Raw genomic sequence first — 16891 nt, 5'->3', positions numbered from 1 at the left:
CGGCTGGCGAAAGGGGCACACAGGAGAGGCATGGTGCTCCACGCGGCGCAAAGCGCCGGAGCATAATCGGGAATGGGGATGGGCGGACCCAGTTGCGGCGCCCAAAACCCCAGCCGCCCCCGCGACTGTAAGCGGTGAGGGACTTCGATCAGCCACTGGGCCGCAAGGTTCGGGAAGGCCGGAGACTCCCAGTGAACCGCGAGCCAGGAGACCGGCCGTGCACGTTTTGAGGCCAAGGCCGTCGGGTGTGACGGCAAGAAGGATCTGAGCCATGCATATCGAACCCGGACTAGTCTCGGACGCCAAGCTCGTGCTGAGTTACGCAACCGGCATCGCCGTCGGCGGCGTTGCCTTGAAGCTCGCGGTCGAGACCGTGCGCGAGCAGGGTATCACGTCGTTCGCGGCGCGCACGCTCGTCACTACGGGACTTGTATTTATCTTCTTCGAGGTCCTGCCGCACTTCCCCGTCGGTGTCTCCGAAGTGCACTTCATCCTCGGCTCGACCTTGTTCCTGCTGTTTGGCGCTGCGCCAGCGGCCTTCGGCCTCGCATTCGGCCTGCTGTTCCAGGGCATCTTCTTCGAGCCGCCCGACCTGCCGCAATATGGCATGAACGTCACCACGCTGCTGGTGCCGCTGTTCGGGATCCAGGCGATCGCCACGCGGATCATTGCGCGCAACACGGCCTATGTCGATCTGAAGTATCGCCAGGCGCTGGCGCTTTCGACGACCTATCAGGCGGGTGTTATCGCCTGGGTGGCGTTCTGGGCGATTTATGGATCGGGTTTCGGCGCGACCAACCTCGCCAACATCGCGACGTTCGCGGTGTCCTATGCGCTGGTCATCGTGATCGAGCCGCTCGCCGATCTCGGCGTGCTGGCGCTGGCGAAGTCGTTGCGCGGCGTCACCGCATCCAGCCTCGTCACGCCGCGTTTGCACAACGCGGCCTAGAGACAAGCGAACGGGCGGCCGTTATGGCCGCCCTTCGCGGGCACGATGCTCACGCTCTCCCTGATAGGCATCGGTTGCGGCGATCCCGAGCAGCTCACGCGCGCCGCGATCACTGCCATCAACGCGGCCGATCTCGTCCTGATCCCGCGCAAGGGGACGGCCAAGTCCGACCTCGCCGATCTCAGGCGGACGATCTGCGCGGATGTGCTCACCAGCGATAAGAGGCGCGTTGCCGAGTTCGATCTGCCCGTGCGCGACGCCGCTGAAGCGGACTATCGCAAGGGCGTGGACGATTGGCACGATGCCGTGGCTGCGGCCTGGTCGCAGACGATCGCAGATCATCTCAAAGGCGAGGGCAAGGTCGCGCTGCTGATCTGGGGCGATCCCTCGCTTTATGATTCCTCGCTGCGCATCGCGCGGCGGCTCAATCCCTCGCCAAAGATCGAGGTCGTTCCCGGCATCACCTCGATCCAGGCGCTGTGTGCGGCGCATGCGCTGCCGCTCAACGACATCGGCGAACCCTTCCTGGTCACGACCGGACGCCGCTTGCGCGATGGCGGTTGGCCGCAAGGCGTCGATACCGTGGTTGTGATGCTCGACGGCGGCACGGCGTTCCAGTCGCTTGATCCGGAAGGCCTGCACATCTGGTGGGGCGCCTATCTCGGCATGGCCGATCAGATCGTCATGTCCGGCGCGCTGGCCGAGATCGGCCCGCGTATCGTCGCGGTGCGCCAAGAGGCGCGCGAACGGCACGGCTGGATCATGGACAATTACATCCTCAAGCGCAGGCCGTGAGGCAAGCGAGGCAGCATGCTCCCCGAATGGGTCACCCAACAATGCCCCGAGATCTCCGCAGTCCACCGCGAGGCGGCGGTGGCGCGGCAGGCGCAACTGACGAAACCGACCGGCGCGCTCGGCCGGCTCGAGCAGCTCGCGATTGACCTTGCCGGCCTGCAAGCAACCGAGCAGCCGCGCGCGGCGCGGGTACCGATCGTCATCTTCGCCGGCGATCACGGCATCGTCGCGCAGAGCGTCTCGGCCTATCCGCAAGAAGTGACCATCGCGATGCTGGCGAATTTCGCCTCCGGCGGCGCCGCGATCTCGGTGCTGGCGCGTGAGCTGGGCTCAAGCCTGGAGGTCGTCGACGCCGGCACGCTGGCGCAGGAGGAGATGGCTGGAATCGTGACCGACAAGCCGCGGTGCGGCACGCGCGATTTCAGCGTCGACGCTGCGCTCACCCCCACAGAGCTGGCATTCGCCTTCGAAGCCGGCCGACGTGCGGTGACGCGCGCGCAGGGCGGGCAGCCCGAGCTTCTGATCTTTGGCGAGATGGGCATCGGCAACACCACGACATCGGCGGCGATCGCGGCCGGCTTGCTCGGCGTGAGCGCCGCGGAGATCGCGGGCAGTGGCACCGGCATCGACGCGGCCGGCCGTGCGCACAAGGCGCGGGTGATCGACGCTGCGATCGCACGCCATGGCATTGCGGGCGCTTCGCCCGAAAAGATCCTGTGCGCCGTCGGCGGTCTCGAGATCGCGGCCATCTGCGGTGCAATTATCGCGGCTGCACAGCGCCGCATCCCCGTGTTGATCGACGGCTTTATCGTGTCGGTCGCGGCGCTGGCGGCGGCGCGGCTCAACCCCTCGTGCCAGCCGTTCCTGCTGGCCTCGCATCAATCCGCCGAGCAGGGACATCGGCTGGTGCTGCGCGCGCTCAACGTGCAACCGCTGATCAGCCTCGATCTCAGGCTCGGCGAAGGATCGGGCGCGGCCATCGCGCTGCCGCTGGTGCGGTCGGCTTGCGCGCTCCACAACGGCATGGCGACCTTTGCGCAGGCCAATGTGCCTGATCGTCCGGCCTGATCAAATCGTCCGCTGATTGACGCAGACGACGCGCCAGCCGGTCGCGAGCCGGTCGATCCGGGTCAGCGACAGCGGATCGATCACAAAGCCGAGCGCCGCTTGTGGCGTCAGATCCAGCGCGATGCACAGCGCCGCCCGAATCGTGCCGGAATGCACGACGAGCGTTGCGGCCCCGCTGCTGATCTTCAACAGACCCAGCCGGACCCGCGCGACCTGTTCCTCAAAGCTTTCGCCGCCCGGCGGCCGTCCGCGCGCCGCATCGCTCCAGAACCGTGCATAGGCCTCGCCACCGGTCGCGGCGAGTTCGTCATGCCGACGGCCGGTCCAGTCACCAAAATCTTGCTCGCGGAATTCGTCCAGCTGCAGCGGCTCGAGCCCCAGCGCGCGGGCCGTCTCGACCGTGCGCCGCGACGGGCTCGCATAGCTCGCGGCGTCCCGCGGCAGGCGCTGCCGCAGCGCCTCCAGCTGCGCGCGACCGCCGAGATCGGCCGGCGCGTCGGCCGCATGGATCGTCCCCGTGACGCCATCGACGGGCGCATGCCGTATCAGCCAGAGGAAGGTCTCGCCTTCCATGCTTCTCTCCGAGGAAACTGGTCGTTGTGGCAATAACGCCGCAACTGGCACATTGACTCTGTCTGGATCGTAATCCTAGATGCTCGCGACGGTTTCCCCGAGAGGGGATGAAAAGGGAATGCGGTGCGGGGACGTTGTCCCCAATGCCGTGGCTGCCCCCGCAACTGTAAGCGGCGAATCTTGCGTCACGTGCCACTGGGTATCTCGGTCCCGGGAAGGCGACGCAAGGTACTGACCCGCGAGCCAGGAGACCTGCCGTCAGCCGTGGTCACACGCGAAGATGTCGGTCGGGGAGTACAGACATTCGGCTTCATCGGAAGGCTGGGAGCCGGAAGATGGGACCTTGGTTCGCTGTGACGTGCCACTGACGTCATACCGAGGTCCGAGACCGTGTCTCCTGTTCGCATTGTACGACCGCGCGCGTTCCTGCTTGCATCCGCCGCACTCACATCCTTTGCCGTTCTTGATCCCTCCGCCGCGCTGGCGCAGCAGGCTGGTGAACCTCTGCCGCCGGTCGAAGTAACGCCCGCCCAATCCCGCAAGCCGGCCAAGCCCGCCGCGCGGGAGGCGCAGGGCCCACGCCGCGCAGCAGCGCGCCCGCCAGCGGCCGCATCTGTACCGCCTAGGCCTGTCGTGCCGATCGCGGCAGCACAGACGCCGCTCAATACCAATGCCGTCGCCGAAAGCGCCTCGCGCCTCGGCCTGACCGTGCGCGAAACGCCCGCGACCGTGGAGGTGATCTCGGCCGCAACCATGCGTGAGCAGGGCTATCGCACCGTGTCCGACGTCGCGCAGGGAGCGGTGGGCGTCACATCCGGCGACAATCCGGCCGAGCCCTCGGCGTTCTCCATGCGCGGCTTCACCAACAGCCAGATCAACACGCTTTACAACGGCATCAAGATCGGTCCGCAGAACATGACCTCGCGGATCACCGACACGGCCAATCTGGAGGCCGTCGAATTCCTGAAAGGTCCGGCGTCGCTGATGTCGGGCGAGGGCGCCGCCGGCGGCGCGATCAACTTCGTCACCAAGCAGCCGCACACCGGCCCGATCCGGAACGAGGCGGATTTCACCTGGGATTCGCTGAACTCGTTCCGAGCGCACTACGGCTCGGGCGGCAGCACCAATGTGCAGGGGCTGGACTACCGCGTCGACGTCAGCCGTTCCTCGCTCAACGGCTTTGCCGACGACACCAACACCAAGACGCTCGATGTGTCGGGTCAGCTCAACTACCGCATCTCCGATAGCCTCAAGGTCTGGAGCGCGATCGAGTACCGCGAGGATCGCTCGAAAGCCTATTGGGGTGCGCCGCTGGTGCCGATCGCCTTCAGCGGCTCGCATGCGACGACGGGGATCGTTTCCGGCACTTACGTCTCGAACTACAACAAAACCAATCTCGGTGCGGTCACGATCGACGACCGCACCTTCAACACCAACTACAACGTCCTCGATAATAAGAACGTGGCGAAGGAAGTGTGGCTGCGCGGCGGTTTCGAGCTGAAGCTGGCGCCTGACCTGACGCTGAAGAGCCAGGCCTATGGTTATGGCGCAGAGCGCACGTGGTTCAACAATGAGGTCGAGGCATTCAATTCCGGTACCAACATGGTGGACCGTGAGCGCTTCTATGTCGCGCACAGCCAACGCCTGGTCGGCAACGTCACCGACCTGATCTGGAATGCGAATATCGCCGGCTTTGACAATCGCTTGGTCACGACGCTGTCCTCAAGCTATCTTGATTTCGTGAGGCCAGGCGCCGCAAATTTCCCCGGCGATTCCGTTCCGCTGGTCGAACCACCACGCGGCTACTACGGCCTGCTCACCATCCAGCAGCAGACCGCGCGCATCGATAATGAGGCGCTGTCATTCGAGGACCGGCTGAAGCTCACGCGCAGCTTTGCGCTGGTTGGTGGCCTGCGTGTCGAGCATATCGGGCTCGACCGCAATTCGACCGACAAGTTCGGTCTGGAGAAGGCGAACTTCCCGTTCTCGCAGTCCTGGGTCCCGACCACGGGCCGCATCGGCTACACGTGGGAAGCGGTTCCCGGCCTGACCCTCTTCAGCCAATACGCGACCGGCGCCGACATCGCTGCCAACAACATCTTCCTGCTCAATCCGACCGATCCGCTCAACCTGACCACCGCACGCACCTACGAGACCGGCGTCAAGCACCTGTTCTGGGACAACCGGGCGGAGTGGTCGTTCTCGGCCTACGACATCCTGCGCAAGAACGTTTATGCCGCGGCCGGCGGCATGCAGCTCAACCTCGCCGGACGGCAGGAGTCGAAGGGCGTCGAGCTTGCCGCCTCGGTCCGCCCGATCGATCCCCTGCGCCTCTGGGGCAACATCGCCTATGTCGATGCGCGCTACGCCGACTACGATTTTGTCGGCGGCTCGTTCTCCCGCAACACGCCGCCGAACGTGCCGCGCGTCGTCGCCAATGCCGGCGCGTCCTACCGGTTCTTCACGCCCTGGACGGTCGAGCTCGGCATCACCGGTCGCCATGTCGGCGACCGCTACAACACCGATGCCAACACCGTGACGCTGAAGGCCTATACCGTGGCCGATGTCTACGCCTTCGTCGACATCCCAAAGACCGTGTTCAATGCAGTCGACCAAGCCCGCCTGACCTTCCGGGTGCGCAACATCGCCGACAAGCGTTACGCGATCTGGGGCGATCCGTTCTACCCAGACCAGATCCTGCTGGGCGCACCGCGCACCTATGAGATCTCGGCCGCGTTCAAATGGTAGGACGCTGATCGATGATGCGCGCGATCGTCCTGCTGCATCGATGGCTCGGGATCGCGTTCTGCCTGCTGTTCGCGATGTGGTTCGCGACGGGAATCGTGATGCACTTCGTTCCGTTTCCGTCCTTGACGGAAGCGGAACGCTTTGCCGGACTCGTGCCGCTGGCTAGCGCTGAGACCAGGATTGCGGTCGCCGATGCCGTGGCCGCAAGCGGCATCGCGGATGCGACGCGCGTTCGCCTGATCCAGCGCAGCGACGGACCGGTCTATGTCGTCGCGGGGCTGTCGCGCGCGGGCGCAGTCCGCGCCACCGATGGGGTCGACGCGTCGGTCAAATCATTCGACGTCGTGCTGGCCATCGCGCGAGATCACGCCCGCAGCCGTGGGCTCGATGCTGCGCGGGCCACGATCGTTGCGCGCTCGGACTATGACCAATGGAGCGTGCCGAACGGCTTTGACCGCCATCGTCCCTTGTTTCGGGTTGCCCTCGGCGACGCCGCCGGAACGGAGGTCTATGTCTCCTCGCTCACCGGCGAGATCGTCCTGGATACGACGCGCAGCGAGCGGACCTGGAATCTCGTCGGGAGCGTGCTGCACTGGATCTATCCAACGGTGCTGCGAAGCAACTGGCCACTGTGGGATCGCGTGGTCTGGACCTTGTCGCTGCTGGCCCTGATCGCAGCATTGCTGGGCGCCGTGCTCGGGCTTGCGCGGATCAAACCTCGAGGTGGCCAGATCGGCTCGCCCTATCGTGGCTGGCATGCGCTGCATCATCTCATCGGCCTCGCGGCGATGGTCTTCGTGCTGACCTGGATTTTCAGCGGCTGGCTCTCCATGGATCACGGGCGACTATTCTCGCGTGGGCAATTGACCTCGGCCGAATCCAGCGTGATGAACGCCGCACCGAACTGGACGGCTGCCCCATCGATCGATCGGCAGCCTGGAGCGCCGTCGGCCCGTGAGACCGAATGGTTTGCATTCAACGGCACTCTCTATCGGCGGGATCGGACGGGCCTTGCCGCTCAGACCTTGATCAAGGCAGGGGATGCGCCCCGCGATCGACCAACGGGATCTCTGGATGTGCACGAGGTCGAGAGGCTGACAACGCGCCTCGCAGCCGGCTGCGCAGTACCGTCCGTGCTTGCCGACAACGACAACTATCCCGCGCAGTCCACCGTCCCGGGTGCCCCGGTCTACCGCTCCTGCTGCGGCGACCTCTGGTTCGACATCGACGGCGCGGACGGCAATTTGCTGCAAAGGCTGGATTCGTCGCGGCGGGTCTATCGCTGGTTCTACGGCGCACTGCACACGCTGGATTTTCCGGTCCTGGTCGCGCATCCGTTGCTGCGTGACGGCTTGGTCGTCGGGCTCTGCGCCCTCGGCTTTCTGTTCTCCATCACGGGCATTGTCATCGGCTGGCGCCGCCTGCGTCCCTCGTTTGCAGCCTGAGGCCTGGAGTGAGGTCGCGATGCGTTGAGCGGGCAAAACCACCGCTTACTGATCGTACAATAAAGAGAGGCTGAGCCGACTGGCATGCATAGCTCATGAGCACTCGCAGGGCCCTTAGCGCCGGTCTATCGCCTGCAAATTAGACAGTCCGTGCGCGGCGCGTGGATTGCACTGCAGCGGATGCGGCGTTTTGTCCGCGAAAATGCGTGGTGCGCCGCACTTTTCTCGCGTGGAACGATCCACACCGGCGTGCACTCCCTGCGGGCAGCGCTGCACTAAAATGTGCCTCCGCGCGTCCTGCCCGTCGCGGGCTGGTCCAATGCGTTGCGACAACTCTGGCCCTATCCCGAGCCCATCGCTCTGTCGCACGCTCGCAAGCGGTGGCATGACAGGGGATGATGATGAGCGCTCTCGGTTTGCGATTGAACCTGGCGATGGACGGGAAGGACCCGGCGTCCGGTTCGAACGTCGTTCGCAGCTGACCCACACATGAGCACTGACGAAAATCACTGGGAGGTCGGCACCGACATCGGCGGCACCTTCACCGACATCATCGCAATCCGGCACTCCCCCGCGGAGGCGCGGATCGCGAAAGTGCCGTCGCGACCTCAGGCTCCGGTTCAGGCGATGCTGGAGGCCATTGAGGCGGTCGGCCTGCGCAAGAGCGAGGTCAAGCGCTTCGTCCACGGCACCACGCGTGTGACCAACGCCATCGTCGAGGGACGGCTGCCGAAAGTGGCGCTGGTGGCGACCGAAGGCTTTGCCGACGTGCTGGAGATCGCGCGCTATCGCCGCCGCGATCTTTATCGTCTCGATGTCCCGCCGAAATCGCCGCCGCTGGTGCCGCCGGAACGATGTTTTGGCCTTGCCGAGCGCCTCGACCACGAGGGAACGGTGCTGAAGGCGCTGGATGAAGCGGAGATCGAGCGCCTGGTCGCCTGGCTGAAAGCAACCGGCGTTCTGAGCGTCGCGGTCGCACTGCTTCACGCCTATGCCAATCCCGTCCACGAGAAGATGCTCGGCGAGCGCCTCAAGGGCGTCGTTGCCCACGTTTCGCTGTCGCACGAGGTCAATCCCGAGGCGCGTGAATATGAGCGGACTTCGGCGACCGTGTTCAACGCCGCCGCCATGCCGATCGCGGTGGAATATCTGAGCGAGCTGGAGCAGCGGCTGCCGATCGGCCCCGGCCTGCAGGTGTTTCATTCGGCCGGTGCCATGGTCCCGATCTCGGCCGTGAAGCGGCGGCCGCTGGTGATGGCCATGTCGGGCCCCGCGGCCGGCGTCTCCGCATCGGTCAGCATCGCGCGTCAGCTCGGCACGTCGCGTATGCTGACGTTCGACATGGGCGGGACAACGACCGACGTCTGCCTGATCGTCGATGGCCAGGCCGAGATGACAGACGGCCGCATGCTCGGCGACAAGCCGCTGCGCCAGCCGATGCTTGCGGTTCACTCGATCGGCGCGGGCGGCGGCTCGATCGTGCGCAATGGTCCCGGCGGCCTGACCGTCGGACCGGAAAGCGCCGGCTCCGAGCCGGGACCGGCCTGCTACGGCCGCGCAGGTACCGAGCCGACCATCACCGACGCCAACGCCGTGCTCGGCTATCTCAATCCCGAAACCAGGCTTGGCGACCGGATCGGAATCGACATCAGGGCAGCTAATGACGTCATCGCGCCGATCGCGCGCGCGTTGGGGCTGAGCCTGACCGAAACCGCGCTCGGCATCATCAAGGTCGCGAATGCGACAATGGCGCGTGCGCTCCGCCGCGTCACAGTCGAGCGCGGCATCGACGGACGCGACTGCACGCTTCTCGCTTTCGGCGGTGGTGGCCCGATGCACGCCGCGGGTCTTGCCGATCTCTACGGGATCGCCGAGGTCGTCGTTCCCAGCGCATCGAGTGCGTTTTCGGCGCTGGGTTGTCTCACCGCCGACTTCAGCTTCCTCCAGCAGCAAACCCTGCGCGCTGCGCTTGACGGCATCGATCTCGCCCGCGTGTCCGAGCGGATCGGGGTGCTGATCGACGATGCGTCGGCGCCGCTCATCGCCAACGGCGTTGCCGCGACCGAGATTCAGATCGAGCTGGTGGCCTTGATGCGCTACGCGGCGCAGAACGACGCTATTCCGGTGCCGTTCGCGCGACCGCTCGATGTTATCAGGCTGAAGAAGGATTTTCTGGCCCGGCACCATGAGCTGTTCGGCTATGCGACGAGCGAGAGCTGCGTCATCGAATCCGTGCGGGTGCAGGCACGCCGTCCCTCGAGCACCGTCGTGAGCCGGCCGGCCACCGCGGTCAGGACGGTATCCACCGGCGAGCGCAGCTGCTCGTTCGACGGCTTTCACGACGTCGCGACAAGCATCATCGATCGCGCTTCGCTGACCGAGATCGTCAGCGGCCCGGCCATCATTGAAGACGCATGGTCGACCGTGGTGGTCCCGCCCGGCTGGCAGGCAAGGCCGGATGTTTCAGGCAATTTGTTCCTGACGCGGAGGGCCGCATGAAGCTCGATCCGTTCGTCGTCGAGGTCATCAGGCACGGGCTCTCGGCCGCGGCCGAAGAGATGAGCCTGGTGATGACGCGCTCGGCCCGTTCGCCGCTGCTGCGCGAGGCCGGCGATCTTTCGTCGGCGATCACGGACGGCCGCGGCGACCTGGTCGGGCAGGGCCGCGACATCCCGATTCATCTCGGCGCAATGGCCTATACGGTCCTCGAATTGCTGAAGGTGGTGCCGCGGGACAGCCTGAACGAAGGCGATGCACTGATCTACAATGTCGGCCCGCTCGGCGGCAATCATCTCAACGACGTCAAGGTCGTGCGCCCCGTCTTCGTCGACGGCGAGATCGTGGCGTTCGCGGTCAGCCTCGCGCACTGGCCGGATATCGGGGGAACATGGCCCGGCAGCTATTTTGCGAAAGCCATCGACACCTTCCAGGAGGCGATGCGAATTCCGCCGGTTCTGATCGCCACGGCAGCCGGCGTCAATACGCCGATCGTGCAGCTGCTCAAGGCCAATGTTCGCGATCCCGAATCCTGCGAGGGCGATCTTCTCGCCCAGATCGCCGCAACGAAAGCCGGCGAGAAGCGCATCGTCGAGCTCTGCCGCGAGCACGGCAAGGCGGTCTTCACGGCGGCGCAGGCGCGCCTGCATGATCTCTCCGAAATCGAGATGCGCGAGGCGTTGCGCGATTTGCCTGACGGTGTCTACGAGGGCGAGGATTATCTGGACGACGGCGGCGTCGACGACGCGCCCGCGCGCATTCATGTCAAGATCACCATTGCGGGCGACGAAGCAATCTTCGACCTCTCGGGTAGCTGCGACCGCGTCTCGAATTTCTGCAACACGACACCGTTCATGGCGCGCTCTGCGGTGGCCTATGCCGCGCGCATCATGAGCGGGCGCGACATGCACCAGAACGCGGGCGCGCTGCGGCCGCTGACCATCATCACGCGCCCGGGCTCGATCCTGGAGCCGGGATGGAATGCCTCGGTTGCGGCCGGCAATCACGAGACCTCCATGCGCATCGTCGATGCGATCTTCCGCGCCATGCAGGACACTATTCCCGAACGTCTGTCGGCGGGCGGGGCGACAACGGCCGGCGTCTTGTTTTTTGCCGAGCCGCGGCAGAACGGTTCATGGAAGATGCTCTACGAGGTCCACGGAGGTGGCGAGGGCGCGCGGCACGATCGCGCCGGCATCTCCGCGACGCGGGTGCATCTGTCTAACACATCGAACACGCCGGTCGAGGTGATCGAGGCGAATTACGCGATCCAAGTCGAGCAACAGGCCATTCGCTGGCAGTCCGGCGGCGCCGGCGCGCATCGCGGTGGGGACGGAGTCGTGCGCACCTATCGCATCCTGGCGCCGTCGATGCATCTGACCACCTGCATCGAGCGCATGGTGATAGCGCCGTTCGGCATGCAGGGCGGCGAGCCCGGCAAGGCCTGCCGCATCTCGCTGATCCGGCAGGGCGCGAGCGTCGCGATCGACGGCAAATCGAACCTGGTGCTGCAGCAAGGCGATCTCGTCACGATCGAGACCTGCGGCGGCGGTGGCTACGGCGTAGAGGCTGCGCAATGAAGGGATTGCGATGAGCAGATTGTTGCGAACCGGGCTCAACGCGGGCGACAGTGCGCCCATGGCCGTGGTCGGCGGCGAGGGCGTCTATTTTCATCTGTCGGATGGTCGCAAGCTCATCGACGGCAGCAACACCGGCGGCGGCCTCGGACATCGTCATCCCGCGATGGTGGAGGCGATCCGCCGCGCCGCGGATACGCCCGTCGTGAACGAGGGGTGGACCTGGGTCGGCCGCGAGCAGGCTGCGGACGATTTAATGGCCATCGCGTTCAAGGGTGAGGAGGATTGGGTCGGTGCGGTGCGCTTCTGCATCAGCGGCAGCGAGGCCAACGATATGGCGCTGTCGCTTTGTCAGGCGCTGACGCAGCGGTCCGCGCTGGCAACGCGCGAGCGCGCCTATCACGGCATCACCGGCCTGTCGCGCAGCATGACGGTGCAGCCGCAATGGCATGGCGGCCTCGCGGTGCACTCGGGCGGCTCGAAGCTGCCGGCACCGATGGCGCCGGTGCGGATATTGCCGGCCCCGGATGGCGCGATCTACGGCGCGCCGGCCAACAACACCCCGCCCAGCGAATATCTGGCCGATGCCACGCGCCTGCTTTCGGACACGGCGGCGACGATCATCGACTACACGCAGGGCGGCATCTATTACGACGGCGCCTATCAGGACGAGGTGGCGCGGTGCGCGCGGCAGGCTGGCTCCTACTGGATCGCCGACGAAGTGGTGACTGGTGCGGGCCGCGCCGGGCGCTGGTTCGCGTTCCAGGGCGCCGAGAGCCGTCCTGACATCGTGACGCTGGGAAAATCGCTCGGTGGCGGCGCGGCGGCGGTAGCCGCGGTCGTCGTGTCGAAAGATATCGTCGAACGGCTCAAGGGCGCGAGCTGGCAGAATTACGGCACGCTGCGCGGCCATCCGATCAGCATGGCCGCCGTCAGCGCCTATCTGAAGGTTGTGAGCGAAGAGAAAATCTTGGAGCACGTGAAGAGGCTCGAAAAGCTGTTCACCCGCCGCCTGCTCGCTATCGCGCAGAAACATCCAAGCGTGCAGCGCGTGGCGGGGCAGGGGCTGCACTGGACCGTGGAGCTGCACGGGCCGGACTGGCGCTCCTGGCATGCCGACACCACCGAGGTGCCGATCGCCTCGCGCGTCGCGGAGCGGGCGCTGGCGGCCGGTGCCGTGATCGGGACCAGCGGTGAGCAGACCTCGCTGTTCCTCGCACCGCCGCTCGTGATCTCCGAGCATGAGGCCGAACAGCTTCTGGACGCGCTGGACCACGGTCTCGATCTTGCCGATGCGGAACAGACATGAGGGTGCAGCGCACACGATGCCGATGTACAGGCGCCGGCTGGAAAGTCCGGTCGATGCGGCGTTATGCTGCCGCGCGCCGGCACATTATTGAAATTTTAGCTTGGCCCAAGACATCACCAGGAAATCGCTGATGCGTATCGTCAATGTTGCCGCCGCCCAGATGGGTCCAATCCAGAAAGCCGACAGCCGCGAGGCCGTGGTCAAGCGCATGATTGCGCTGATGGAGGAGGCCAAGAGCAAGGGCGCCGACCTGATCGTCTATCCGGAACTGGCGCTCACGACCTTCTTCCCACGCTGGTACGTCGAGGACCGGGCCGAGTTCGACAATTGGTTCGAGCGCGAGATGCCGAATGCGGCGACCCGGCCGTTGTTCGAGCGCGCGGCGCAGCACCAGATGGCGATGAATTTTGGTTATGCGGAGCTGACGCCCGACGGCCATCATTTCAACACTGCGATCCTGACCGACAGATCCGGCAAGATCGTCGGCAAATATCGGAAGATCCATTTGCCCGGCCATGTGGAATACGACACCAAGCGCTCGCACCAGCATCTGGAGAAGCGTTATTTCGAGCCGGGCGATCTCGGCTTCAACGTCTGGCGCGAGCTGGGCGGTATCATCGGCATGGCCGTCTGCAATGACCGGCGCTGGCCCGAGACGTATCGCGTAATGGGCTTGCAGGGCGTCGAGATGGTGCTGATCGGCTACAACACGCCGTCCGTGAATGCGGAGAGGAGCGATGAGGGCGTCGAGAAACGCCTGTTCCACAACCGCCTCTCGGCGCAGGCCGGCGCCTATCAGAACGCGACCTGGGTGGTCGCGGTGGCCAAGGCCGGTAACGAGGACGGGCACCCGCTGTTTGGCGGCAGCCTGATCGTCGATCCCAACGGCGAAATCGTCGCCGAAGCGAAGACGGAGGAGGACGAGCTGCTGGTCCACGCCTGCGACCTCGACGCCACCACCTTCGGCAAGACCACGATCTTTAATTTCGCCCAGCATCGCCGTATCGAGCATTACGGGCTGATCACCAACCGGACCGGCGCGGTGCCGCCGCCGGAGAAGTGACGGCGATGGCTGGCCAGAGCACATCGGGCATATCCTTGCGCGAGCTCGATCCGCGCGATCGCTACAAGCTGCTCTGCGGCGTGGTGGTACCGCGGCCGATTGCGCTGGTGACGACGCTCGATGCGAACGGGGCGGTGAACGCCGCGCCCTTCAGCTTCTTCAACGTGTTTTCGGAGAGCCCGGCGCTGATCGTGCTTGGGCTCCAGCACAAGCCGGATCACAGCCCCAAGGACACCACCCGCAACATCCATCGTGACGGCGAGTTCGTCGTTCACATGGTGGACGAGGCGCTGTCGGTGGCGATGAACGATTGCGCGGTGGATTTTCCGTCCGGTGACAGCGAGGTCGCTGCGGCAGGGCTGGCGACACTTCCCTCAATCGACGTGAAGGTGCCGCGCCTCGCCGCGGCCCCCTTTGCGCTCGAATGCCGGCGCCATGTCGCGCTGACCTTCTCGCCCGATCGGGAACTGCTGGTCGGCGAGGTGCTCCGGATTCACGCCCGCGAGGGCCTCGTCGACGAGGCCAATATGTATGTCGACCTCGACGCCTACCGGCCGATCGGTCGCATGTTCGGCAATCTGTACACGACGCAGCGGGACACGTTCGCGCTTGTCCGCGAGAGCCACGCGCAATGGCTCGCGCGGCAGGACGCCAAAGAGCTGAAGGACGCCTAGTGATTCGAGAACTGCACCGTACCCAGCGCCATCGTGACAGCCGCCTGTGTCGGGTCGATCACGGGGATGCCGAGCGCGTCTTCCAGGGGACGGCGATGGCGCGCCATGCCGGCGCAGCCCATCACGATGGCGCGGGCGCCGTCCTCGTCGCGCAGCGCGCGGCCGATTTCGATCATCCTGGCCAGCGTGCCTTCGCCCGAGGCGGTTTCCGCGACGCTCATGTTGAGCGGCCGCTCGCCGGCAAGGCGGTCGGTCAGTCCCATCTGCCTGAGATAGCGCATGTGACGCGGGATCGAGCGCTGGGCGATCGCGATGACGCCAAACGTTTCCGCGCGGGCCAGCGCCGTCAGTACGCCGCACTCGGCGATGCCGAACACGGGGCGGTCAGTGCCTTCGCGGCAGACCTGAAGCCCGGGATCGCTGTAACAGGCGATGACAAAGGCAGCCGAGCTGTTGTCGCCCTCGACCAGCCGGCGCAGCGGCATGGCGACGCCATCGACATCCGCCTGGCTTTCAATGCCGAACGGGCCCTCGGCCAGCGTCTGGCAGACCAGTTCTGGGCCGCCCTCGAAGCCGAGCGGCTTCAGCGCGTCCTCCAGCCCCTGCGTCACCGCAGGGTTGGAATTTGGATTGATGACGAGAATGCGTGGTCGGGACATGCTGGTCTTCCTGCAAAATTTCGATCACTTGGCTTGAGCCTATCATGGAGTGCCTCATGACTGAACCCGCTTACGACCTGATCATTCGCGGTGGGCGCGTCGCGACGACAACGGACGTCTTTGAAGCGGATGTCGCCATCTCCGGCGAGACCATCGCCGCTATCGGGCGCGGGCTTCCGCCTGCGAAGCGCGAGATCGACGCGCGCGGCAAGCTCGTTCTGCCCGGCGGCGTCGACAGCCACGCCCACATCGAGCAATTGTCCGCTGCCGGCATCATGAACGCCGACACCTTCGAGAGCGCGACCGTCTCGGCCGCTTTCGGCGGCACGACCACGGTGATCCCGTTTGCCGCCCAGCATGTCGGCATGAAGCTGCCGCAGGTGGTGGAGGATTATCACGCCCTCGCCAAGAAGGGCGCCGTGATCGATTACGCCTTTCACATGATCATCGCCGATGCGACCAGGGAAACGGTCGAGGAGCATATTCCGGCGCTGGTGAAGCAGGGCCATGCCTCGATCAAGATTTTCATGACCTATGACCGGCTCAAGGTGGACGACGAGCCGTTGCTGGACATCCTTCTTGCCGCGCGCCAGTCCGGCGCGATGTTGTGCGCCCATGCCGAAAACCACGGTATCATCGCCTGGATGGTGAAGCGCCTGCTCGCGCGCGGCTACACCATGCCGAAATACCACGCCGTCAGCCACGCCCGGGTGTCGGAGGCGGAAGCCTTTACCCGGCTGATCGGCATGGCGGCGTTGATTGACCAGCCCATCATGATCTTCCATGTCTCGACTGCCGAAGGCGCCAAGGTCATCCGCGACGCGCGTGGGCAAGGCTTGAAGGTGTTTGCCGAAACCTGTCCGCAGTATCTGTTCCTGACCGCTGCCGATCTCGACAAGCCCGGGGCGGAAGGCGCCAAGTGGATGTGCAGCCCACCGCCCCGCACGCACTCGGATCAGGAGGCGTTGTGGCAGGCGCTGTCGCTCGGCGATCTTCAGACCATCTCGTCGGATCACGCGCCGTATCGTTACGACGAGACCGGCAAGCTGCGTGCCGGTCCAAATCCCAATTTCAAGCAGGTCGCCAATGGCCTTCCGGGGCTGGAGTTGCGGCTGCCGCTACTGTTCGACGCAATGGTGTCGAAGGGACGGTTGGGCCTGGAAAAGTTCGTCGAACTGACTTCGACCGCGCCGGCCAAGATCTACAATCTGCATCCGCGCAAGGGCTCGATCGCAATCGGCGCCGATGCCGATATCGCGATCTGGGATCCCAATCGCGAGACCGTGATCGCCGACGAGATGATGCACGACCTCGCCGGCTATACGCCGTTTGCGGGACGCAAACTGAAGGGCTGGCCGGTGTCGGTGCTGTCGCGTGGTCGGGTGATCATCGACGGCAACAAGTGCCTCGCGAGCGCTGGCAGCGGCCAGTTCCTGGCACGCAGCGGTGGCGAGGCGGCCAAGCCGACGGGGCGGCTCGTCGCCGACATGGATCCCGAGCGGAATTTCGGAGCGAAACTGCTGTGACGGTGGATC

General features: G+C 65.4%; 13 protein-coding genes and 2 riboswitches. Of the genes, 11 read left to right on the top strand and 2 right to left on the bottom strand.

The features are described from left to right. The first annotated feature begins 14 nt into the window (after window positions 1-14). Window positions 15-234, top strand: a riboswitch (cobalamin riboswitch). Window positions 235-271: 37 nt separating this feature from the next. Genes ABIC03_RS04715 through cobT form a run of 3 tightly spaced genes read left to right on the top strand, consistent with a single transcriptional unit; the run spans window position 272 to window position 2812 of the window. Further along, window positions 272-949: an energy-coupling factor ABC transporter permease gene (locus tag ABIC03_RS04715; RefSeq protein WP_354055926.1), complete on the top strand. Its 678-nt coding sequence runs from the start codon at window positions 272-274 to the stop codon at window positions 947-949. A gap of 45 nt (window positions 950-994) precedes the next feature. Beyond that, complete coding sequence (gene cobF, locus ABIC03_RS04710; protein WP_354055924.1) at window positions 995-1744, top strand: precorrin-6A synthase (deacetylating); 750 nt, start codon at window positions 995-997, stop codon at window positions 1742-1744. A gap of 15 nt (window positions 1745-1759) precedes the next feature. Next, on the top strand, window positions 1760-2812 hold the full coding sequence (gene cobT / locus ABIC03_RS04705) for a nicotinate-nucleotide--dimethylbenzimidazole phosphoribosyltransferase (protein WP_354055921.1): 1053 nt from the start codon (window positions 1760-1762) through the stop codon (window positions 2810-2812). Here the strand turns inward: cobT and ABIC03_RS04700 are convergent, their stop codons facing one another. After that, on the bottom strand, window positions 2813-3385 hold the full coding sequence (locus tag ABIC03_RS04700; RefSeq protein ID WP_354055919.1) for a histidine phosphatase family protein: 573 nt from the start codon (window positions 3383-3385) through the stop codon (window positions 2813-2815). A 72-nt stretch (window positions 3386-3457) separates the two neighbouring features. Beyond that, window positions 3458-3659, top strand: a riboswitch (cobalamin riboswitch). Window positions 3660-3775: 116 nt separating this feature from the next. Here ABIC03_RS04700 and ABIC03_RS04695 point away from each other — a divergent pair. From ABIC03_RS04695 to ABIC03_RS04665, 7 genes are all read left to right on the top strand, one after another. Beyond that, complete coding sequence (locus ABIC03_RS04695) at window positions 3776-6133, top strand: TonB-dependent receptor (RefSeq protein WP_354055917.1); 2358 nt, start codon at window positions 3776-3778, stop codon at window positions 6131-6133. Between the two features lie 11 nt (window positions 6134-6144). Next, the gene (locus ABIC03_RS04690; protein ID WP_354055915.1) at window positions 6145-7578 is read left to right on the top strand and encodes a PepSY domain-containing protein; all 1434 of its coding nucleotides are present in this window, start codon (window positions 6145-6147) and stop codon (window positions 7576-7578) included. Window positions 7579-8067: 489 nt separating this feature from the next. Continuing rightward, on the top strand, window positions 8068-10077 hold the full coding sequence (locus ABIC03_RS04685; RefSeq protein WP_354055913.1) for a hydantoinase/oxoprolinase family protein: 2010 nt from the start codon (window positions 8068-8070) through the stop codon (window positions 10075-10077). Continuing rightward, the gene (locus ABIC03_RS04680) at window positions 10074-11654 is read left to right on the top strand and encodes a hydantoinase B/oxoprolinase family protein (RefSeq protein ID WP_354055911.1); all 1581 of its coding nucleotides are present in this window, start codon (window positions 10074-10076) and stop codon (window positions 11652-11654) included. The genes ABIC03_RS04685 and ABIC03_RS04680 overlap by 4 nt, the downstream gene beginning before the upstream one ends. Before the next feature lie 10 nt (window positions 11655-11664). Continuing rightward, the gene (locus tag ABIC03_RS04675) at window positions 11665-12960 is read left to right on the top strand and encodes a class-III pyridoxal-phosphate-dependent aminotransferase (RefSeq protein WP_354055909.1); all 1296 of its coding nucleotides are present in this window, start codon (window positions 11665-11667) and stop codon (window positions 12958-12960) included. Window positions 12961-13090: 130 nt separating this feature from the next. Continuing rightward, complete coding sequence (locus ABIC03_RS04670; RefSeq protein ID WP_354055907.1) at window positions 13091-14023, top strand: N-carbamoyl-D-amino-acid hydrolase; 933 nt, start codon at window positions 13091-13093, stop codon at window positions 14021-14023. 5 nt (window positions 14024-14028) lie between these two features. Then, window positions 14029-14697 carry a flavin reductase family protein gene (locus ABIC03_RS04665; protein ID WP_354055905.1) on the top strand — a complete coding sequence of 223 codons (669 nt, stop codon included), beginning with the start codon at window positions 14029-14031 and terminating at the stop codon, window positions 14695-14697. On the opposite strand, the gene ABIC03_RS04660 is transcribed toward ABIC03_RS04665, so the two are convergent. After that, window positions 14694-15356 (bottom strand): aspartate/glutamate racemase family protein, encoded by a 663-nt coding sequence (locus ABIC03_RS04660; RefSeq protein ID WP_354055903.1) that lies wholly within the window; start codon window positions 15354-15356, stop codon window positions 14694-14696. The two genes, ABIC03_RS04665 and ABIC03_RS04660, sit on opposite strands and share 4 nt — an antisense overlap. A 56-nt stretch (window positions 15357-15412) precedes the next feature. Here ABIC03_RS04660 and hydA point away from each other — a divergent pair, with 56 nt between their 5' ends. Continuing rightward, the gene (gene hydA / locus ABIC03_RS04655) at window positions 15413-16882 is read left to right on the top strand and encodes a dihydropyrimidinase (protein WP_354055901.1); all 1470 of its coding nucleotides are present in this window, start codon (window positions 15413-15415) and stop codon (window positions 16880-16882) included. Window positions 16883-16891 lie beyond the last annotated feature (9 nt).

The organism is Bradyrhizobium sp. RT6a (assembly GCF_040547675.1).
In the GTDB taxonomy this organism is placed as follows: Bacteria; Pseudomonadota; Alphaproteobacteria; order Rhizobiales; family Xanthobacteraceae; genus Bradyrhizobium.
Note: the sequence above shows the minus strand (reverse complement) of the source record. Positions and strands in the feature narration are given on the sequence as shown.